The following is a 20,293-nucleotide window of genomic DNA, read 5'->3' as shown; positions in this document are numbered from 1 at the left end:
ATAGCCTATCTTTGTTTAGCTAAATGTATTTTCTTCCTTTCTGATATGTTTCTCAAAACGAAAGCCATCATTCTTCACTGCCTCAAGTATTCCGATAAGGCGAATATCGTGCACCTTATTTCTGAGGAACGGGGACGTTTGGCCTGTATCGTTTATGGTGCTTCGAGAAAAAAAAGCGGATCGAAAATGGCATTCCTGCAGCCGTTGACTTTGGTTGATCTTGAAATAGAGATGCTGCCTGACCGCGAACTGCACCAAATAAAAGAAGCCCGGCCTTACAATATTATTACTTCGATACAAATGAATCCGGTGAAAAATGCGTTGGCGTTGTTTCTTGCCGAATTTTTGTATCGCACCCTGCGTGATAGCCAGACTGACAAAATGTTGTTTCGTTTCTTGCAGGAATCAGTGCAAATCCTAGAACGGTCGGAGCAGGGCGTTGCCAATTTTCATTTGGTGATGATGCTTCATTTGACCCGTTTCCTCGGTTTCTTTCCCAGTACGGAAAATCTCGGATTGCACTTCTATTTTGACATGGTCAATGGTGTATTTACTTCCACCTGTCCTTTGCACAAACATTTTCTGCGGCCTGCAGAGAGCGCCGTGTTGTACCAACTGATGCGGATCAACTATACAAATATGCACATGTTTCGTTTCTCGAGAGGTGAACGTGTCGCCATTCTTGAATATATGCTTTCGTATTATCGTATTCATTTGTCCGAAATCGGAGAAATAAAATCGTTGCCGGTGTTGATGGAATTGTTCGATTGAAACCCGGCGCAATTCGTTATCTGTTTTAGTTTTTCTAAATGTTTTGGTGACAGTTTTTTCATTCGAAATACGTACATTTGCATAAGTAACTGATTATTTATTTTATCTGTTGATGCAGCCTGATCCCGGCTCTTTCAATAGCTCAAAGCAACAAAAATGAAATTAATCCGCATCGTTATATTATCCCTTTGTGTGAGTGTTTCTTTGCAAATGTTCGCTTCTAAAAAAGCAGTGCTGAAACATTTTGAAGAGGTGACTCCTGTCGATATCCAATTCAATTACTTTTTTGACGATGCCTTGCGTGAAAGACTGGCCGGTCATTACGATGCTGCAATCGATTTGTTGAACAACTGTAACCGGATCAAACCGAACGACGGCAATGTGATGTATGAGCTGTCAAAAATTTACGTCGTTACCAAACAAACCGATAAGGCGATTGCGTGTCTGGAAAAGGCTACTGTTGCTCAGCCTGAAAACCTGTGGTTTAAAACTGCGCTGGCCGAGCAATATCTTTCTTCTCAGAAAATAGACAAAGCCGTTGAAGTGTATAACGCCATCGTGAAAATTGACCCCGAAAACGATGAAGCGTTGATGATGCTTATCAATATTTACTCGCAATCGGAAAAATACACTGAAGCGATAGGGGCTTTGAATATGTTGGAGAAGGTTCAGGGCATGAATCAGGATATTACCATGGAGAAGGCCAGACTCTATTTTATACAAAATCAAAATAAAAAGGGAATTGCCGAGATAGACAAGCTGGTGAAAACATATCCGAATGAGGCTAAATATCAGGTTTTAAGAGGAGATATTTATCTCGATCAGAAAATGCAGAAAGAAGCGTTGGCCTGTTATCAGCAAGTATTGAATAATGATCCTAATAACGGGGATGCTTTGTTTTCGTTATCCAAATACTATAAGGCAGTAGGCGATACCGTGTCGATGATGTCGGTACTCGATCAGATGATGCGCAATAAAAACGTTGATCTGGAACCCAAGCTGTCGGTTCTCAAAGACCTTGTTACCCGCCCCTCTGAAATGCAAAAGGTGGAGGGCTATCTCAGTTCCTTGCTCGAAATGTATCCGGAAGAAGAGAGCCTCCACAATTACAATTACCTTTTTCTGATGATGCGGCAAAAAAACGAAGCTGCTGAAAATGAGCTGAAAATCATGCTCGACCTCAATCCTCAAAACAAGGTGACATGGATGCGGATGATCGATATGAAACTGAAACAGGAAAACTTTCCGGCTATCGATTCTTTGTGTAGTAAAGCCCTCGGGTATTTTGCCGACGATGTTGATTTTTATTTTTATAAGGCAATCGCTCTGTATCAATCGGGAAAATACAAGGAGGCAATTTTACATTGCAATAAGGCGCTTCAGTTGGTGCCGGATGAAAATATTGTAATGCGCTCTCAGATTTATACCCAACTGGGGGACACTTATTATAAACTGGGAATGAAAGATTCGACTTTTGTAGCTTATACTCAATCGCTCAAATATCAGCCGAATAATATAGGAACATTGAATAATTATGCCTATTATTTATCACTGGAAAAACGGGAATTGCAAAAGGCCGAAAGTATGAGCGCCAAAACCGTTGCAGCCGAACCAACGAATGCCACATATCTCGATACTTACGCGTGGATTTTCTTTGTGGAAGGAAATTACTCGCTGGCCAAAATATATGAAAAACAGGCAATTGACAATGGGGGTGATAAAAGCCCAGAAGTGCTTGAACACTACGGCGATATTCTGTTTATGGCCGGCGAAAAAGAAGAGGCTCTTGTATGGTGGCAAAAAGCCGTGAATGCAGGAAATACTTCTCCTTTGTTAAAGAAGAAAATAGAAACAAAAAGCTATCTGGAAAAATAGACTTTTTCCCGGGGATAGCTTTATTGTCGTCTTTTCCAAAAAATGGTGTGATGCTTGGTGGCTTCGCACGCGAATGCAGTTGGTTCATATCCTCTTATACGTGCGTACTCCTTTGCGATGAAATCGATCAACGACTGATCCATGGTAAAGCGCCGAAAGCATCTGACAGCCATCTTTTGGGTAACGACTCTGAATTGCATTCTGTTGATGTCGAGTAGCGTGAACCTGAACTTCCCGTTTTCCTTTTCAAACATAACATTGCCGGGCGAATAATCGATAGGAAACACATCTCTTTCATGAACGTAAGCCGTATACGCAGCCAGTGCGTTGAGTAGCGCTTCATTTCCCTCTACTTTATAGTCGTGAAGTTCTCTGAGAAGATGAGATTCTGTGGCAAACAACGAGACAAAATAGGAGTTGCACAGTAAGCCACATTCGTATTGTTCTATGTAGGCTACAGGTTCCGGAGTGGAGATGTTCTTCTCCAGAAGGCGCAATGCGTAATCATAAGCCCGTTTGGCTTTGCTTTGGCGGAAGGTGCCATATGCAATACGGTTGATGATATGTGGCCGCTTATAACCTTTTACGGTTAGCGTTTTCCCATCAAGCTCAAAATTCTTAATTTCATTTCGGGCCTTATAGATAGAAGTCCCTTCCGAATTGAAAATCAGAGGCAAAGAATGGATAAAACTGGTGTATTGCTGGTATGCCGGAGCGATAATTACTACTGTCTTCATATTGTTTTCACGAAAGCAGGCAAAGTTAATTGTTTTTGTTAAATTAAAATACCGGCCTTGAATCGGATGTTCCCGGAAATTGAGTATGTTATGTTTTTTTATAAAAGCCGGCTAAAATAACCGGTGGTTTAAGCCGTTAATCTACGCTTACACTCAGCGGGATATGATGAGAAGAATTCTTCATCTCGTTTGTCGTTTATTTTGTTACCTTTGTAATTAAGTATCAGATATAAATGGAACATCATAATTTATTGATAGCTTTTGGTCTAACCCTTACTGCCGGATTGTCAACCGGTATCGGAGGTCTCTTAACATACTTTTCAAAACAAACCAACCGCTCTTTTCTCGCTTTCTCATTGGGTCTGGCAGCCGGGGTATTACTTTTCGTCTCTTTTGTCGAAATATTTCCCGAATCGATTCGCTGCTTTGAATCAACAAACAATTCCTCACACGCATTTGTTTATGCTATCTGTTCTTTTTTTCTGGGAATTGTGGTTATGGCACTGATTGATATGTTGTTTCCCCATCATGTGGAGGTTGCTGATAATACCGACTCTGAAAGCGATCAATTGAAGAGGAGGCACAAAAAAATGAGCCTTTTAATTGCTCTGGCGGTTACTTTGCACAATATTCCCGAAGGAATTGCAATGTTTACGATAGGCGTTTCGGATTATCGCCTCGCGTTCCCTATTTTGCTGGCAATTATTATCCATAACGTTCCCATTGGCCTGTCTATTTCAGCACCAATGTATCATGCTACTGGAAATCGTCGTAAGGCACTCTTGTTAACGGTGGCTGCGGGTCTTTCCACTCCGATGGGAGCATTTTTGGCCTGGCTGTTTATATTGCCTTACTGGTCGCCAATGCTGGAAGGTATTGTGCTGGGAGCTGTGTCGGCCACCATGGTGTATATCGCTATAGATGAGTTGATCCCTACAGCACACCATTATGGTAAAGGTTTGTTTTCGAAAATCGGGTTAATTAGCGGTATGGCTCTGGTTGCTATAGCTATACTGTTGATGGGGGAATAGACAATCAATTTTCTGCCGGACTTTCCATTAACTGATGGTATGCCTCACGATAATTGCTGCTTAGCGGAATAATAATATCGCCATGGAGTTGCACCTTTTTCTTCTGCAATGCAATCACCTTCCTGACATTTACTATAAAGGACTTATGAATGCGGGCAAAGCGATCGCCGGGCAGCATTTCTTCAACCATTTTAAGCGATAATTTGGTAACGATGGCTTTGGAACTGTTTTCCACAAAAATTTTCACGTAGTCCTTCATTCCTTCGATATACAAAATTGTGTCGATGTTGATTTTTACCAGACGGTAGTCGGCATTGACAAAAATATAATCATTCCGTTGCCCGTTTTTTGCATATTTCAGCTGAAAATAGTCGTTGGCTTTGTTCGCAGCCCTCTGAAATCGTTCGTACGACACCGGCTTTAGAAGATAATCCAGTACATCAAGTTCATAACTTTCAAGGGCATAACTTTTGAAGGCTGATACGATCACAATCATCGGTCTTACCTGCAATTTACGAAGTATTTGCAGTCCGTTCAGAACCGGCATCTGAATATCGAGGAATGCCAGATCGACCGGATTCTTTTCCAGATAATGCAACGCGTCTACGCCATTTCTGAACGTCTCTTTCAACTCCAGAAAAGGAACCCTGCTGATATTGTCGGTCAATAAATCGAGGGCATATTTTTCGTCGTCAACGGCAATGCAACTAATCATAAAGCAATCGTCAATTGTATTTTATACCAACCGTTTTCTGCAAAATGGTTCAGTACGTGCGAATCAGGGTAGAGCAGTTCCAACCTTCTGATGATGTTTTGTAACCCAATGCCGCTGTAGGGGCTTAAATTTTCCTGCAAGTCGTTTTTGTAACGATTGCTTACTTCTAATGAAAGGGTTTTCTCTGAGCTTGAGAGCTTGATGTGGATTTCGGGCGAATCTATCAGTGCCGTGCCATGCTTGAATGCATTTTCAACGATAGGAATTAGCAGCATAGGTTCGATTGTCTTGTCAGGAATTTCGCCTTCCGTATGGTAACTGATCTTCACAGAATCGTTGTACCGGGTTCTTTGCAGTTCGATGTAGTTGTTCATGTGCTCAACTTCATCCATTAATGAGGTTTGTTTGTCGGTATTGTACAGCATGTATCGCATCAGGTTCGACAGCTTCTCCACCGTAGGCTCAATCAGCTCAGGTCGTGTCCGTGCAAACGAGTTGACCATGTTCAATACATTAAACAAAAAATGCGGGTTGATCTGATTGCGCAAAAAGGTGACTTCGTTTTCGAGCAACTCGCTTTGAAGTCTGAATTGATCCCTGATAATTCGCAATGACGTTCCTGCCAGAAAGAAAAAAATATACGGCGATAGTTCTCTGAAGATCATCATATTCAAACCATCGAACCGGTTATAAACACACCTTATTACAAAAATAACCGATAGAATAGCAAGGTTGACAATGAAGAACAGATAGTATCGCCGTGTTTTGAATAATTTGAAGAAAACGAAATAATTCAGGTAAAAATATCCGATCTGCAACGCGATGGTTATCGCTATTATTTGCATGTCCGGATGTAATCCCGGGGGAAACGGAGGATGAAATGGTCTGTGCTGGGGCTTCGGTAAAATAGCGGGTATAGCAATAAATCCTATCCAAAAACAAATGTGGATTAACACGTTAATGGCTTTGCCGTATTTTTTATTGAAGTTCATGCCTGTTCAGTCCTGTTTTTACTGCTTAATGAGCTGCATCCAGTTTCGTTTGAATCCATCCTTTTACGGGTTTTCCCATTTCGGCAAACATAGAACGTGCATTACCGGAATTTTGTCCCATGCCGCCGGGACCACCCATGCCACCGCCGGGTCCGCCCATGCCACCACCAGGTCCTCCCATACCGCCACCAGGTCCTCCCATTCCGCCGCCGGGACCGCCCATTCCACCACCGGGTCCACCCATTCCGCCGCCGGATTGCATACCCTGAGGTAAACTAAATTCAGATAGAAGACCTATGCTCAGGAATTCAGAAGACGAATTTTTGAGGTTGAAAACAGAATAAGGAAGCTTGATGTTGTAGCAGATTTTCTGGTTTGGAGTTATTGTCAGTTTTACCCATTCGATACCTACCGCGCGGGAATCTCCGTCAATATCGAAGGTGGCGCCTTTCAGATTTATCTGTTGTGCCATTTTTGAAGGATCAGGCCGTCTTGGCCCTCTTTGCTGACTTTGGTTTCCCTGCTCCTGCCCGGCATCCTGTGGTTGCGGTCTGGTTTCTTCCTGATTCATGCCTGCTTGTCCCGTTTGTTGCCTTAGCGACATCATGGAAGGAAAAATAACAGCGTATTTGTCTTTTTCTTTCCCGGTAGGATCAACATAAACAGTCATGCCGTTAAACAATAGCTTTTGCTGGGTTTGTTCGTCCGCTGCAACCAACTGAATGAAAAAGCCGGTCGGATTATTGAATGCCCGTATGAGAACTTTTCCGTCGGCAAACGAAGCAAACATCGTTGAGCTATCGGGTGGGGTAACGGAGGCAAAATCGGCGCAATACTGACTCTGGGCAACCAGTTTGGTCTTTGCGTAAGCCGATACCGAAAGGCAACCGGCGACGATTATGCAGATCAATGTGCGAAAATAGTGTGTCTTGTTCATATGATTCTGAATTAGCTGTTTGTTTTATTGTGTTGAATTACATCGGACGTGGGGCTCCCTGATTCCCTCCATTGAAATTGCCTAATGTATACGTGAATGTCAGCATGTAATACCGCCCGACCACATTGCTTTGATGGGTCAACGTGTAGAGTGGTGTTGTACTGCGACTGAAATTTGTGTTCTGATTCAGTAAGTCGTTGCAGGAAAAGCGAAGGTCTCCGGCATTCTTCTTCAGGAATTTTACCCCAAGCGAACAATTCAGCATATTGGTGATTTCATTCTTGCTCCCTTGCTGAAAGTAGCCGGAAAAGGAATAGCCCGATTGAAAAACGATGTGGTTCAAAGCAATCCAGGTTAAATTGGCTCCCGAGCTGAGATTCCAGAAATGAGTATCGGTTTGTCCCGGAAGGGTATTGTTTACGGAGCTGAAATTAGCCCTGGAGTTAATCGTGAAATCAACGTTTTGGCTGATATTGCTGCTCATAACCAAATTACCGCCCCATGAAAACTGCTTGGAATAGTTTTTCTGATTGTTGATTATGCTGGGAGTCCGGCTGGCGTTGGCGTTTAACATCAGGTGAAGATTGGTTTTAATCGCGGTAAATGGGAATCCGTATCCTACCATTCCGTTCAGATTATAATATCCGCTGAGGTTTTGGTAAGTGGTCAACTGTCCGCCTTTGGCAAGTGTCTGGTTGTATTTCGATAAAAGTGTGTCGGAATGAGCTATTAGCGTATTGGATGCTATGAAGTTATTGGACAAACTTCCGTTGATAAAAGCCATGAATACTGAGGCCGTCGAGGTATTGGGGGCAATCAGTCGTACATTAAGACTGTGCTGGTATGTTTGAGCCAGATGTGAATTTCCTACGGTAAGCTGGGTTGGGTTTGTTTTGTCCAATACCTCCTGTAATTGTGCAATGGACGGTGCACTTGCTGATGTTCTGTAATCGACCTGCAAATTCGCCATTGACGAAAAACTGTAACGCAGCATCATCGATGGCAATAGGTTGTTGTAGGTTTTTGAAGGAATAGCAAAAGCATTGCTCAACTCGTTTTCACCCTTCAATGTTCCATGTTGGTAGTTGAGGTTTGTGTTCAGGTTCATCTTACGGGTGTGATATAAGTAAGACATGCCACCCGAGTTTGTTTGATAGTTGCTTTTGTAAATGCTGGTCAACGATAGATCTGGATCATCATACAAACCGGTCTTGCTATTGTAGTTGAACGCTTTCTGATTTGATTTGCCCGTTTGATAACCATACATGTAATTGAACATGATCATGCTCCTTCTGTTAATAGGTTCTGTATAAGAAGCGTTTGCGGAAAAAGAATACCCGGTAGAATGCAGATTGGAATATTCACGTATCGTATCGACCGTGTTGGATGTGTAATAGTCCGTTATTGAATTCAGGTAGTTATTCCCGTTTTTGGTTTGTGAGGTCGAGTTAACATCCAGAGACAAAGTTCTTCCTTTCCGGTCGAATTTATGACGAAAAAGAATCTGGCCGGAAATAGTGGCTCCTGTCAGCGACGGGGCGGTTGAGCTTGAAAAAGCGCTCAAAGGTTTCGATACGGAATCCGTGTGTGCCAGGGTTCTGCTGGTTCCATCGCTTTGTTGAAAAGATATGTTCGGCCTGATGAAGAGCGAGTTTCTGTCGTCAATGTCATAATCAAGCCTGAAATTGAACCGGTGATTGACGACATGCGCAGTTGTATTTTTGTTTTCGAGGTAACTTTGCCCTTGTCTTGCCGTGTAATCGTACAGCGAACTTTGTGCTGACGTGTTGTTCAACGAACTGAAGAAATAGTTGCCGTCAAGTTTGATTTTTTTGCTCAACTGATCGGAATAGTTGAATCCGATAGAGTTTATTTTGTTGATGCCATTTTGGGTATCGACTGAATAGTTGTTTACTCCGTCACTGCTTGAAGATCCGCCACCCATGGCTGCAATCTGAGCACCCGGAGGGCCATTGGGATTGCCTCCGCCGGCAAAGATATTTCCCATGGCGAAATTCCGTTCATTGGTGTTGTTTGTTTGTCCTATAATGGTGATGCGGCGGTCGTTTCTGAAAAGACTGAGGTTGCCACCGGCAGAATACAGCTTGTCTGATCCTGCTCCGGCATACAATCGTCCGAACTGGCTTTTGGTTACCCCGGTTTTGGTAACGATATTGATGGTTTTGAGTCTGTTGCCATCATCAAATCCTGTGAAACGGGTTTGCTCACTCTGGCTGTCATATATCTGAATTTCATTTACAATCGAAGCCGGAAGATTTTTTAATGCAGCTGTAATATCGTCTTTGAAAAATTCTTTTCCATCCACCAATACCTGTTTTACGTCTTCACCATGAGCTTGTAACGTGCCATTTTGTACAACAATTCCGGGCATTTTTTGCACCAAATCCTGTACATTGGCATCGGGGTTAGTTTTGTAGGCACTCGCATTCATCACCGTAGTGTCTCCACGTTGAGTTGCAAGTGGCACAGAGGCTTTAACAACTACTTCGCTAATGTCTTGTGTCTTCTCTTTTAACGAAAGAGTTCCCACGCTTACGCCCTGCCCGTCGAGTTTAATGTCTCTTTCATATGTTTGGTAGCCAACGAACGAAACCCTAAGCCGGTAGACTCCCGACAGCTTATAATGCAGATCGAATGTGCCGGTCGATGTGCTTATAGTGCTGGAGATGAGAGAACCAGTGCTGCCATAGAGTGCTATGCCGGCGTTGGGTATCGTTTGTTTTGAGTTGCCGTCAATTACCTTGCCCGTAATGTCCTGAGCGGAAGCGGCAATTGCGGAGAATAAGAAAATACCTATCAGCAATCTTTTGATCTTGAAATTTGAGTAGTAATTCCTCATGTGCTATTTTTATTTTTTTGTTAGCTCTGTAATACGCTCTTTCCGTTCATTATGAGTGAGTGGCTTATTTGTTATAAGAACGGTTCGGTCTTTTTCGACATAAGAAAAAAGGTTCCATTGATTTTTCCATTCATCAAACAATCTGGAAAGAGTGTTCTCCTCAAAAGCATAGTAAGTGACGTTGATATTTTGCAGTTGCAGAGAATCGTAAACGAAGTGAATATTATAGTCGTCACCAATTGCTTTCAGAACATTGTCGAGTGTGCCGTTATAATTCCATTCAAGCTTGGTCTTGCCTATATTTTGTGATTGAGCGACAGTAAATGTTGTTATAAAGAAAAAGGTCAATGTCCACTTCCGATAGTTCATTTGTTACTTTTGTTTTTTGACGCAACAAAGGTATAAGCTCTCTTTTGGAGGTGAAAAAATAATAGACGAATGCGCCAATTGAGTAGACGAAAAGGCTGTTTGATCGGAAATTTAGATCTCTTATTATTGTTGTAAAGGATGTTTAAAAGTGGTGTAATGTATTTGTATATAATGTTTGTGTTGTTTTTGTTCGTAGTCGTCAACACTTCTGTGTTTGGTGATTCAGGTAGGAACAAGTCCGTTCGTTTCCCTATTTTTTCATTACATTTGCATTATATTTCATTAGCGGGTTTGTGGCAGTATTGGAATAATAGAAAGAGTAACTGCTATTGTGACGTCAGCTTTTGATAATTGAATTTGAAGCCGGATCTATTTAAATATTGAAACAATGAAGTACTCCCGAATTTTTTGTTTTGGAATATTCATGCTTTTGCTTGCTCTTACAGCATACTGTCAGGAACTGAATTATCCTGTGGTAGAAGAACATGGACAAAAGTTCTACCTCTACACTGTGGATGCGAAAGAGGGATTATATGCTGTCAGCCATAAGTTTAACGTGACACAGGCGGATATTCTGAATTGCAATCCGTCAATAGCTGAAGGATTGAAGGCCGGCCAGGTGATCAAAATTCCGTTATCTACCCAAACCCTGCCTACGGTAACCACAACAAGGCAACATACCGTGATAAAGAAACAAACCCTGTATTCGATTGCATATCAGTATGGAGTGACAGTAGAAGCCATTGTTGCGATGAATCCGGATGCTGCGAAAGGCATAAAAGAGGGAGATGTGTTGCAAATTCCACCTCCTCAGGCGAAGAAAGCAAGCGAGGCTTATAAAGAGCCGGAAGAGCTGGTGAAAAAGAGCATAAAAGAGACTCCTGCAGTTGCGAAAGAAGAGAAGAAGCAGGTTATAGCTGCACCAAAACAGACTGTGACTAAAGACGGTGTTCATCATCAGGTAGTTGCCGGTGAGACTTTTTATAGTCTGAGCCGTATGTACAAAGTGTCGGTTGAGTCAATCAAAAATGCCAACCCTACCGTTGAGGTTTTGAAAACCGGAGAAACAGTGATCATACCTTCGGACACGGCTAAGGCTGTGGCAAAGCCGATAGTGTCAGAACGTAAACCGCTCGTAAAGCAGGAACCTATCCCAACAACATCCGTAAGCAAGAGCCTGGTGAAAGTGGCTGTACTTTTGCCCTTTTCGTTGGATGGTGCAAAAGATGATCCGACGATTGAAAAGTTTGTCGACTTTTACAGAGGAGTGTTACTTGCGCTGTCTGACCTGAAAGAAAAGGGTATCTCTGTGGATATTCATACGTACGATATAGCCAAAACTGTTGCAGGCGTTACAAAAGTACTTGAAAACGAAGAGCTTTCTCATGTGGATTTGATTATAGGACCGGCTTATGCTGCACAAACCAAGCCTGTGGCTGATTTTGCTAAACAGCATAAAATATATACTATCATTCCTTTCACACAGAAAGTGGATGGAATAGCAACTAATCCTTACCTGTTTCAGTTTAATCCATCCATTCATTCGCAGTATGTGCAAGCCGCATCGTTGTTTGTTAAGCAGTTCCGCAATTTTAATATCGTGATCGCTCAACCAGTTAACGGTAATAACAATGATGACGGAACTGTTTTTGCCGAAAGCCTGATGTCGAAACTGAAACAAAACCACATAGCCTACCATACGGCAGTGTTGCAGGGCGGAAATCTGGAGCCAATAAAACCATGGATTACAGAAGGTAAACCGGCAATTGTAGTTCTTGCAACCTCCAATGCTGAAAAAGCAGCGCCATACCTGTCAGCTTTTGCAGGCTTAAACTCCGAAAGCAAACATGTCTCTTTGTACGGTTTTTTAGACTGGGAGCCTGAAACAAACGTTTATCCCAATCTATATTATGCCTCGTTGTTTTATAGTCATGACAAAGAGAGTCTGGCAGACTATAACCGCGAATATACCAAGTGGTTTCATTTGAATCCTAATTCGGGAGAAGTAATACGGTTCGATTTGCTGGGTTACGATCTGTCGTTGTATTTCATATCAATGATGAGCAAATACGGGGTTCCGGGTTTTACTCAACATTTATCAGCTCAGTTGCCCGAAAATATTGAATCCCGGTTTGCTTTTAAAAGAGTTGCTGCCGGAGGTGGTTTTCAGAATAATGAGTTGCATTTGCTTAACTACAAAAGTGGCAAGGGAGTGACTCTTATAGGTGAATGATTTTTATAATACAACCAAATTAAGCGTGAAAATATTCAGAATTCAGATAGCCAAGACCATTCAACGGTTTGCTGTAATTGCCTGTTTTGCCGGATTGTCAATCTTTTGCAAAGCTCAATCGTCCGACTTTCATCCCTATTTTAGTTTTGGCACTTCTCATGGGGTTAGTTTTTCTAGTATCAATTTTTATCCGGCAGTTGTTCAGCAGCAACTTATGGGGTATTATGGCGGTATTGCAGCCAACTATGTTTCGGAAAAATGTTTCGGATTGCAGGTGGAGCTGAATTATTCTCAGCGCGGATGGAAAGAGCAGGCAACAGCAGGAACTTTTCAACGCAGGCTCAATTATTTTGAAATGCCGGTGCTTACCCATTTTTACCTTGGCAATAAATTCCGGTGGATGCTCAATTTTGGTCCTAAAATTGGTTATCTGCTGTCCGAAAGCTCTCAAAATGCAGTAGCTTCTTCGTCTCACGAAGAATACACAATGCCGATTGCCAATAAATTCGACTATGGATTTTGTGTCGGTACCGGCTTCGAACTTTGTGCCGGTTCTACCAGTTACACCTTAGAAGGTCGTTATTCTTTTGGTCTGAGTGATATTTTTCCCAATTCAAAAAAAGATACCTTCGGGAGTTCAGGTAATAAATTTGTGTCTATAACACTGGGGGTGTTTCTTCACTTTCCGGCTCGTCAACATTAAGAACGTAACGCTTGTAGTATGATATAATCAGCGTGGTGAGCGGAAGGGCGATAATCATACCTACAATTCCTAATAGTGCTCCCCAGATCGACAGTGAAAGTAAAATGAGAGCCGGTTTCAGGCCCGTCATTTTTCCCATTATTTTAGGAATCAGAAAAAGATCCTGTACTATTTGTACAATCGCAACCACAATTGCCAATTCCAAAAACAGCATGGGGAAACTTTGTCCGGTTTCCACAGATCGAATCCACATCAGAAAGGTAACCGGAATATAACCGAACCATTGCAGGTAAGGCACCATGTTGAGTAAGCCGATAAACAGGCCCATGACGATTGCCAGTGGTAGCCCGATAATGGAAAAACCAACTGCACACATTATTCCTACCATTCCTGCCACAAAAGCCTGTCCTCTGAAATAACGGTTCATTCCCATCATCAAATCGTCTACCAATCCTTCAAAGAAAGGGCGGTATTTGGAGGGAATTGCGCTTCTCCATCCGTTGGTTATCTTTTCGTAATCGAGCAGAATGAAAATCACATACAATAAAATCACAAAGCCGATAAATAAGCCCAGAATAAATTGAAGAGTGCTGGACAGGAAGCTCATAAAATGGGGTTGAACCTTGCTTATCACTTCCTGGAATGAAGAGCTGTTCATTAAGTTCTGCAACTCTTTGTACGAAAAATGATCAACTACGTATTGCTGCCATTCAGCCGGTAAAAACGAGAGTTGGAACTGATGAGTTTTAGGGTTTATGAGGTATTGTGATATAAGCTGACTTGCCCTTGAAACTTCAGACGAAACCGGATCGATGAGCAGTAAAACACAAACGAAAGCAATTCCGATAAGAGTCACAAAGGATACAAAAATAGCCAACGAGCGATAATGTAATTTTAGTTTGAACTGAAAAAAGTTCACCATCGGATTCATCATGTAGGCGATGAGCCAGCCCAGCAGAAAAGGGAGTAAAACACTACTGAGATAATTGACCAGAAAATAGAGCGAAACCAGAATTATGAGGCCAATTATTAATCTGACAACTCTGTCGAAGGTAAACGGACGGCTTACATGTGCGGACATATATTGCAACTTAAAAATACAAAAATCGAAATTTGTTGCAAGTTATAGCTTTTCACAAAGCTTTCAAAATATTTTGCTGAAAATAACTCGAGCACTTTGCTATTGTTGCCTAAAAGGCATTCTTCAAAATGCTTTCGCATAATTTTTGCTTAAAAATAACATTATAGGGCAATGAAAAATGCGTATATTTGCCTGATTTTTCATTGCCTGAAGGGGCAGTTTTATAAAAAGAGGCCGTCGATAATCTATGATAACGATAAAGGAAGTAGCTAATCGGAAGGAACTGAAGCAATTTATCATGTTTCCTTTCGAACTTTATAAAAACAATAAAAATTGGGTTCCACCTCTGATTATGGACGAGTGGAATACGCTGGACAGCAGGAAGAATCCGGCTTTCGATCATTGTGAAGCAGCCTATTTTTTAGCATATCAGGATAACGAAGTCGTTGGGAGAATTGCAGCGATCATTAACCACAAAGCAAATGTTCGATGGGATGAAAAGCTAACACGGTTTGGGTGGGTAGCTTTTATTGATGATCCGGAGGTGTCGAAGGCATTGTTGGATGCCGCTGAAGCCTGGGGAGCTTCAAAAGGCATGAAGGGGATTCATGGTCCTTTAGGTTTTTCCGATCTTGATCAGGAAGGAATGCAGGTGGAAGGTTTTGATAATGAACCGAGTATCACGACGGCTTGCAATTTTCCATATTTTCCTAAACATATTGAACACCTTGGTTTCAGGAAGTCGGTGGATTGGGTGCAGTATAAATTTAATGCTGCGCAGGAAATTCCTGATAAAGTGAAGCGTATCAATGAATTGATAATGCAAAAATATAAGGTGGAAGTGGTGATTCCTAAAAATAAAAAGGAAATCAAGCGCTATGCACCCCAGTTTTTTGAAACATTGAATGCTGCATTCAAAGATCTTTACGGATTTGCCGAATTGTCTGACCGTCAGATTGAGTTTTACATTAAAGCTTATCTGGGGTTTGCGCGACCGGAGCTTTTATGTTTTCTGCTGGACGAAAGCAGCAATATAGTTGGGTTTGGAATTAGCTTTCCATCTCTCTCCAAGGCATTTCAAAAAGCGAAGGGCCGAATTTTTCCTTTCGGATTCTTTCATATACTGAAAGCGCTTAGAAAATACGATACTGTGGATTTGTATTTTAATGGAGTACATCCTGACTGGCAAAAAAAAGGAATCCATTCTCTTTACTATGTGGCATTGAATGAGCAATACAGGAAACACAATGTAAAATATGCCATTTCAACCGGACAGCTCGAAACGAATATTAATGCGGTAGGAATCTGGGATAACTATGAAAAAGAACCGTATTTCAGAACTCGTTGTTTTATTAAAGACTGACCGATACAATTTGAAATAAATAACCTAAAGCCAAACTGAATTTAATTTTGTCTGACTGTCAATGAAACGCTATTTACCGATATACCCTATTGAAATAATTACATTTATCTGGATCATTACTACCGGTCTTTTCATTTTACTTTTTCCTTCATCGGTGCGAGAAACAACCTGGGTGCATTTGTTGATGATGCGAGGAACAATTATGGCAGGATGTGTGGGTGTGATGCTACTTCACCGGGTGAGCGGATGGCAGTTTCTTACCTATTTCAGGCAGTTGGCTCCTATCGTGCTTATTACTTATTGGTATCCGGAAACATATTATTATAATCAACTGTTTTTTAAAGATATAGATAAGTTTTTGATAGCCGCCGATCAATGGGTGTGCGGATGTCAGCCCAGTACACTTTTTTCTGAAGTGTGGGCTCCGGCAGCATGGTTTAATGAATTGATGAATTTTGCATACATGTCTTTTTATCTGGCACTAGCTTTTGTTCATCTCTATTTTCTCAAGGTTAAAACAGAAAAAGCGTTCTTTGCCTCCTTTGTTTTATTGAGTTCATTCCTGTTGTTTTATATGTTTTACATATTTTTCCCTGCGGAAGGGCCTCAGTTCTACATTTGCTCTCATCCATCGGCTGCCATTCCGAACTATGGACCAATGCGAGGGTTGCTGATGTGGCTGCAGTCTGAAGGAGAACGTCCTACGGGGGCAATTCCCAGTTCGCATATAGGACTGATGGTGACATATATGATTCTATTCTGGTATCATGCCCGTAAATTATTTTACTGGATATTGCCGTTTTCAATATTATTGGCTCTTTCAACTGTCTATATAAAAGCGCATTATGTTATTGATGTAATAACCGGAGCTGCACTGGCATTTCCGTTTTACTTCTATAGTGTATGGCTGTGGCACAGACTTAACCGTCGTTTACAACCCTCGACTCGAGCTTTATGAATGGATTTAACGAAGCCGAATGGTTAGCCAAACTCAATAGTCCAAAGCACCGTAGTGCTGCTTTTGGACGAATTGTTCAGGAGTATCAGCAGCCTATTTATTGGCATATCCGTAAAATGGTGTTGAACCATGACGATGCCAATGATGTTATGCAGACTACTTTTATGAAGGCATGGAGTGCTCTCGATAGCTTTAGAGGAGAGTCTAAGATTTCGACCTGGTTATTTCGTATTGCCGTAAATGAAACCATTACGTTTTTAAACAGTCAAAGAAATAAGAATAGCTACTCAACGGATGATATTGAGAGTTCAATGGCGCAAAATCTGGAAGCAGATCCATATTTTTCAGGAGATGAGGCGCAATTGAAATTTCAGAAAGCTATTATGACATTGCCCGATAAACAGCGCCTGGTATTCAATATGAAATATTTTGATGATCTCAAATACGAAGAAATGGAAGAGATCTTAGGTACATCGGTAGGAGCATTAAAAGCTTCGTACCACCATGCCGTTAAAAAAATAGAGGCATATTTATTAAGCGAAATTTAAACTATTACGAAGACGATCAGTCTAAATACAAAAAACTAAAGAAGATGAATATGAATTCCAACTTTGACAAAAGAAATCCATTCACGGTGCCAGATGGATATTTTGAGGATTTTGCTTCAAAGATGGCTTCGATGACCCAAACATCAATGCCAAGTTTGGCATGGTATAAAAAGACAAAATCCTGGATCGCTATTGCAGCGACATTGTCAGGGGTATTAATTGGCGCTAAATTACTGATGCCGGTAGAAATGGCGTCCAAAACTGTTGCTCAGCAGCATAGTGTTGAAGAATCATACATATTAAGTCAGATGGATGAATCCAGTTTGGCTAATTATTTGTGTAATGCTGATGCAGAAGGACAAACTTCTAATAAGTAAAAGCTATGAGAAGATTAATTTTATGTGCTATTGTTGTCTTTGCTTCAACTGTATTGTTTGGACAGCAACGTAATCCGCAATTAGAAGAGCTACGAGCCAAGAAAATTGCTTTTATCAAACAGCGGGTCAACATGACAGATGATGAAGAAAAAGCATTTTGGCCGCTTTATAACGAGCTGGAACAAAAAAGATGGGAAATCAGCAAACAACGAGACCAGTGGAGATTGACCAAAAAGGATGGAAATACTGATTTTGCCAAATTAAACGATTTGTATATCTACAGCGAAGTTACGCGAGCTAAACTGGCAAGAACTTATCATGAACAATTTAAGAAAATTCTTCCACCGGAAAAATTGTTCCGATATTATATTGCAGAACGTGATTTCAAAGAAAAGGTTTTGGAAGAAATAAAGCGAAAAGCCAACGAAGCCAAGCATAAGTAAAATATAGTATACTATTCAAAATATTGAAAAGACTGTCCTTGCGGATGGTCTTTTTTTTGTATGCATGTCTGTCGTTTTGTCATATCTTTTGTCAAAAAAAAGGAGGAAATTTTCTGTTTGCTGTCAAAATAACCCGCGGACCCAAAAAGGTATTGCATGGTTGTAGAAAGTGTTATGTTATGGCGTTTTGATGTAAGTGTCATGTAATCAATGTTTAATAGTTGTTTTGTGAGTCTTTTTAATGCTAAAATCGGCTTCTTGGCATAAGGTTTGCTTTTAGGAAAACGTCAATCGACACTAACAGACACGAAAAAAATTAATACAAAACATATATATTACAGACAACTATGGGAAAAATTATTGGAATTGACTTAGGTACCACAAATTCATGTGTGGCCGTTATGGAAGGTAACGAACCTGTCGTAATTGCAAACAGCGAAGGAAAACGTACAACCCCTTCTATTGTTGCATTTATTGAAGGTGGAGAACGTAAAGTAGGAGATCCTGCAAAACGTCAGGCTATCACAAATCCTAAAAAAACGATCTTCTCCATCAAACGTTTCATGGGAGAAACATACGATCAGGTTCAAAAAGAGATTGCCCGTGTGCCATATGAAGTGGCCAAAGGAGACAACAATACGCCACGTGTTGACATTGATGGTCGTCTTTATACTCCGCAGGAAATTTCAGCAATGGTTCTTCAAAAAATGAAGAAAACAGCTGAAGACTACCTCGGACAGGAAGTGACAGATGCGGTTATTACCGTTCCCGCTTACTTTAGCGAATCTCAACGTCAGGCTACCAAAGAAGCCGGCGAAATTGCAGGTTTGAATGTGCGTCGTATTGTGAATGAACCGACAGCTGCTTCCTTGGCTTACGGTTTGGACAAAACTCACAAGGACATGAAGATCGCTGTATTCGACCTTGGTGGCGGTACTTTCGATATCTCTATCCTTGAATTGGGTGACGGTGTGTTTGAAGTAAAATCAACCAACGGTGACACTCACCTGGGTGGTGACGACTTCGACCACGTGATTATTGATTGGCTGGCTCAGGAATTCATCAATGATGAAGGTATTGATCTCCGTCAGGATCCGATGGCTTTGCAACGTTTGAAAGAGGCTGCTGAAAAAGCAAAAATCGAACTGTCAAGCTCAACATCTACAGAAATCAACCTGCCGTATATCATGCCGGTTAACGGTATTCCAAAACACTTGGTAAAAACGCTGACCCGTGCTAAATTCGAACAGTTGGCCGACACCTTGATTCAGGCAACCGTTGAACCCTGCCGTAAAGCTCTTTCTGATGCTGGTTTGAGCGCTTCTGACATTGACGAAGTAATCCTTGTTGGTGGTTCTACCCGTATCCCGGCTATCCAGACAATTGTGGAAAAATTCTTCGGTAAGGCTCCTTCCAAAGGTGTAAATCCTGACGAAGTGGTAGCTGTTGGTGCTGCAATTCAGGGTGCTGTGTTGACAGGGGATGTAAAAGACGTTCTTTTGCTCGACGTAACTCCGCTTTCACTGGGTATTGAAACCTACGGAGGCGTAATGACAAAACTGATCGAAGCCAATACTACTATCCCGACCAAGAAATCGGAAGTGTTCAGTACAGCAGCTGATAATCAGCCTTCAGTGCAGATCAACGTATTACAGGGCGAACGTCCGATGGCACGCGATAACAAGCAGATCGGTGTATTCCACCTTGATGGTATTCCTTCTGCTCCTCGTGGGGTTCCTCAGATTGAAGTCTCTTTCGATATCGATGCTAACGGTATTCTGAAGGTTTCTGCCAAAGATAAAGCAACAGGCAAGGAACAGAGCATTCGTATTGAAGCATCAAGCGGATTGACCGATGCTGAAATCAAACGTATGAAAGACGAAGCTGCTGCCAACGCAGAAGCAGATGCTAAAGAAAAAGAACGCATCGAGAAAATGAACCATGCAGACTCTTTGATTTTCCAGACAGAAAAACAATTATCTGAGTTTGGCGATAAATTACCGGCAGACAAAAAAGCTCCGATCGAAGCAGCACTTGCTAAGTTGAAAGAAGCTCATAAAGCTCAGGATTTGGCAGCTATTGATACCGCAACCAAAGAACTGGAAACAGTATTCCATGCAGCAAGCCAGGAGATGTACAATGCTCAGGCCGGTGCACAAGGTGCTCAGGGAGCACAGCAACAACAATACCAACAACCGAACGAAGGCGCTTCTTCCAATGACGGAAAAGACAACGTAACGGATGTTGACTACGAAGAAGTGAAATGATCAGCTATAAATAACGATAAATATTAATAATTA

18 protein-coding genes are annotated in these 20,293 nt (G+C 41.6%); 11 read left to right on the top strand and 7 right to left on the bottom strand.

Going from position 1 to position 20,293, the window contains the following annotated elements:
* Positions 1 to 45 precede the first annotated feature (45 nt).
* Both recO and F8N35_RS06715 read left to right on the top strand, forming a co-directional pair.
* Positions 46 to 771, top strand: coding sequence for a DNA repair protein RecO (gene recO / locus F8N35_RS06720; protein ID WP_293050650.1), 726 nt, complete (start codon positions 46 to 48; stop codon positions 769 to 771).
* Positions 772 to 927: 156 nt separating this feature from the next.
* The gene (locus F8N35_RS06715) at positions 928 to 2,646 is read left to right on the top strand and encodes a tetratricopeptide repeat protein (protein ID WP_293050649.1); all 1,719 of its coding nucleotides are present in this window, start codon (positions 928 to 930) and stop codon (positions 2,644 to 2,646) included.
* Positions 2,647 to 2,666: 20 nt separating this feature from the next.
* On the opposite strand, the gene F8N35_RS06710 is transcribed toward F8N35_RS06715, so the two are convergent.
* Positions 2,667 to 3,383 (bottom strand): lipopolysaccharide kinase InaA family protein, encoded by a 717-nt coding sequence (locus F8N35_RS06710; protein ID WP_293050648.1) that lies wholly within the window; start codon positions 3,381 to 3,383, stop codon positions 2,667 to 2,669.
* Between the two features lie 233 nt (positions 3,384 to 3,616).
* Here F8N35_RS06710 and zupT point away from each other — a divergent pair, with 233 nt between their 5' ends.
* A complete protein-coding gene (gene zupT, locus F8N35_RS06705) occupies positions 3,617 to 4,414 on the top strand; it encodes a zinc transporter ZupT (protein ID WP_293050647.1) in 798 nt (265 codons plus the stop codon).
* A 4-nt stretch (positions 4,415 to 4,418) separates the two neighbouring features.
* Here the strand turns inward: zupT and F8N35_RS06700 are convergent, their stop codons facing one another.
* The 5 genes from F8N35_RS06700 to F8N35_RS06680 all read right to left on the bottom strand — a co-directional run bounded on the left by F8N35_RS06700 (position 4,419) and on the right by F8N35_RS06680 (position 10,287).
* Positions 4,419 to 5,129: a LytTR family DNA-binding domain-containing protein gene (locus tag F8N35_RS06700; RefSeq protein WP_293050646.1), complete on the bottom strand. Its 711-nt coding sequence runs from the start codon at positions 5,127 to 5,129 to the stop codon at positions 4,419 to 4,421.
* Positions 5,126 to 5,974 carry a histidine kinase gene (locus tag F8N35_RS06695; protein ID WP_293050645.1) on the bottom strand — a complete coding sequence of 283 codons (849 nt, stop codon included), beginning with the start codon at positions 5,972 to 5,974 and terminating at the stop codon, positions 5,126 to 5,128. The genes F8N35_RS06700 and F8N35_RS06695 overlap by 4 nt, the downstream gene beginning before the upstream one ends.
* 172 nt (positions 5,975 to 6,146) lie before the next feature.
* On the bottom strand, positions 6,147 to 7,058 hold the full coding sequence (locus F8N35_RS06690; protein WP_293050644.1) for a hypothetical protein: 912 nt from the start codon (positions 7,056 to 7,058) through the stop codon (positions 6,147 to 6,149).
* Positions 7,059 to 7,095: 37 nt separating this feature from the next.
* On the bottom strand, positions 7,096 to 9,918 hold the full coding sequence (locus F8N35_RS06685; protein WP_293050643.1) for an outer membrane beta-barrel protein: 2,823 nt from the start codon (positions 9,916 to 9,918) through the stop codon (positions 7,096 to 7,098).
* 9 nt (positions 9,919 to 9,927) lie between these two features.
* Entirely contained in the window at positions 9,928 to 10,287 is a 360-nt protein-coding gene (locus tag F8N35_RS06680; protein ID WP_293050642.1) for a hypothetical protein, read from the bottom strand.
* Positions 10,288 to 10,675: 388 nt separating this feature from the next.
* On the opposite strand from F8N35_RS06680, the gene F8N35_RS06675 reads away from it, so the two are divergent.
* Positions 10,676 to 12,520, top strand: coding sequence for a LysM peptidoglycan-binding domain-containing protein (locus F8N35_RS06675; RefSeq protein ID WP_293050641.1), 1,845 nt, complete (start codon positions 10,676 to 10,678; stop codon positions 12,518 to 12,520).
* Positions 12,521 to 12,545: 25 nt separating this feature from the next.
* On the top strand, positions 12,546 to 13,223 hold the full coding sequence (locus F8N35_RS06670) for a porin family protein (protein ID WP_293050640.1): 678 nt from the start codon (positions 12,546 to 12,548) through the stop codon (positions 13,221 to 13,223).
* Here the strand turns inward: F8N35_RS06670 and F8N35_RS06665 are convergent.
* The gene (locus F8N35_RS06665) at positions 13,177 to 14,304 is read right to left on the bottom strand and encodes an AI-2E family transporter (RefSeq protein ID WP_293050639.1); all 1,128 of its coding nucleotides are present in this window, start codon (positions 14,302 to 14,304) and stop codon (positions 13,177 to 13,179) included. The two genes, F8N35_RS06670 and F8N35_RS06665, sit on opposite strands and share 47 nt — an antisense overlap.
* Before the next feature lie 247 nt (positions 14,305 to 14,551).
* Between F8N35_RS06665 and F8N35_RS06660 the strand changes: the two genes are divergently transcribed.
* The 6 genes from F8N35_RS06660 to dnaK all read left to right on the top strand — a co-directional run bounded on the left by F8N35_RS06660 (position 14,552) and on the right by dnaK (position 20,260).
* A complete protein-coding gene (locus F8N35_RS06660) occupies positions 14,552 to 15,667 on the top strand; it encodes a hypothetical protein (protein ID WP_293050638.1) in 1,116 nt (371 codons plus the stop codon).
* A gap of 61 nt (positions 15,668 to 15,728) precedes the next feature.
* Positions 15,729 to 16,625, top strand: a complete 897-nt coding sequence (locus F8N35_RS06655) for a phosphatase PAP2 family protein (protein ID WP_293050637.1) — start codon at positions 15,729 to 15,731, stop codon at positions 16,623 to 16,625.
* Positions 16,622 to 17,173 carry an RNA polymerase sigma factor gene (locus F8N35_RS06650; RefSeq protein ID WP_293050636.1) on the top strand — a complete coding sequence of 184 codons (552 nt, stop codon included), beginning with the start codon at positions 16,622 to 16,624 and terminating at the stop codon, positions 17,171 to 17,173. Before F8N35_RS06655 ends, F8N35_RS06650 begins: the two co-directional genes overlap by 4 nt.
* 44 nt (positions 17,174 to 17,217) lie before the next feature.
* Entirely contained in the window at positions 17,218 to 17,550 is a 333-nt protein-coding gene (locus F8N35_RS06645) for a hypothetical protein (RefSeq protein WP_293050635.1), read from the top strand.
* 5 nt (positions 17,551 to 17,555) lie between these two features.
* Positions 17,556 to 17,993 (top strand): hypothetical protein, encoded by a 438-nt coding sequence (locus F8N35_RS06640; RefSeq protein ID WP_293050634.1) that lies wholly within the window; start codon positions 17,556 to 17,558, stop codon positions 17,991 to 17,993.
* 347 nt (positions 17,994 to 18,340) lie between these two features.
* On the top strand, positions 18,341 to 20,260 hold the full coding sequence (gene dnaK / locus F8N35_RS06635) for a molecular chaperone DnaK (RefSeq protein ID WP_293050633.1): 1,920 nt from the start codon (positions 18,341 to 18,343) through the stop codon (positions 20,258 to 20,260).
* Positions 20,261 to 20,293: the final 33 nt, after the last annotated feature.

The organism is Paludibacter sp., assembly GCF_009712605.1.
Taxonomy (GTDB): domain Bacteria; phylum Bacteroidota; class Bacteroidia; order Bacteroidales; family Paludibacteraceae; genus Microbacter.
Note: the sequence above shows the minus strand (reverse complement) of the source record. Positions and strands in the feature narration are given on the sequence as shown.

Excerpts from the sequence above, each read along its gene's own strand:
- dnaK (WP_293050633.1), top strand. The coding sequence starts at position 18,341 with ATGGGAAAAATTATTGGAATTGACTTAGGTACCACAAATTCATGTGTG.
- zupT (WP_293050647.1), top strand. The coding sequence starts at position 3,617 with ATGGAACATCATAATTTATTGATAGCTTTTGGTCTAACCCTTACTGCC.
- F8N35_RS06665 (WP_293050639.1), bottom strand. The coding sequence starts at position 14,304 with ATGTCCGCACATGTAAGCCGTCCGTTTACCTTCGACAGAGTTGTCAGA.
- F8N35_RS06650 (WP_293050636.1), top strand. The coding sequence starts at position 16,622 with ATGAATGGATTTAACGAAGCCGAATGGTTAGCCAAACTCAATAGTCCA.
- F8N35_RS06675 (WP_293050641.1), top strand. The coding sequence starts at position 10,676 with ATGAAGTACTCCCGAATTTTTTGTTTTGGAATATTCATGCTTTTGCTT.
- F8N35_RS06655 (WP_293050637.1), top strand. The coding sequence starts at position 15,729 with ATGAAACGCTATTTACCGATATACCCTATTGAAATAATTACATTTATC.
- F8N35_RS06645 (WP_293050635.1), top strand. The coding sequence starts at position 17,218 with ATGAATATGAATTCCAACTTTGACAAAAGAAATCCATTCACGGTGCCA.
- F8N35_RS06690 (WP_293050644.1), bottom strand. The coding sequence starts at position 7,058 with ATGAACAAGACACACTATTTTCGCACATTGATCTGCATAATCGTCGCC.
- F8N35_RS06680 (WP_293050642.1), bottom strand. The coding sequence starts at position 10,287 with ATGAACTATCGGAAGTGGACATTGACCTTTTTCTTTATAACAACATTT.
- F8N35_RS06660 (WP_293050638.1), top strand. The coding sequence starts at position 14,552 with ATGATAACGATAAAGGAAGTAGCTAATCGGAAGGAACTGAAGCAATTT.
- F8N35_RS06640 (WP_293050634.1), top strand. The coding sequence starts at position 17,556 with ATGAGAAGATTAATTTTATGTGCTATTGTTGTCTTTGCTTCAACTGTA.
- F8N35_RS06695 (WP_293050645.1), bottom strand. The coding sequence starts at position 5,974 with ATGCAAATAATAGCGATAACCATCGCGTTGCAGATCGGATATTTTTAC.
- recO (WP_293050650.1), top strand. The coding sequence starts at position 46 with ATGTTTCTCAAAACGAAAGCCATCATTCTTCACTGCCTCAAGTATTCC.
- F8N35_RS06685 (WP_293050643.1), bottom strand. The coding sequence starts at position 9,918 with ATGAGGAATTACTACTCAAATTTCAAGATCAAAAGATTGCTGATAGGT.
- F8N35_RS06715 (WP_293050649.1), top strand. The coding sequence starts at position 928 with ATGAAATTAATCCGCATCGTTATATTATCCCTTTGTGTGAGTGTTTCT.
- F8N35_RS06710 (WP_293050648.1), bottom strand. The coding sequence starts at position 3,383 with ATGAAGACAGTAGTAATTATCGCTCCGGCATACCAGCAATACACCAGT.
- F8N35_RS06700 (WP_293050646.1), bottom strand. The coding sequence starts at position 5,129 with ATGATTAGTTGCATTGCCGTTGACGACGAAAAATATGCCCTCGATTTA.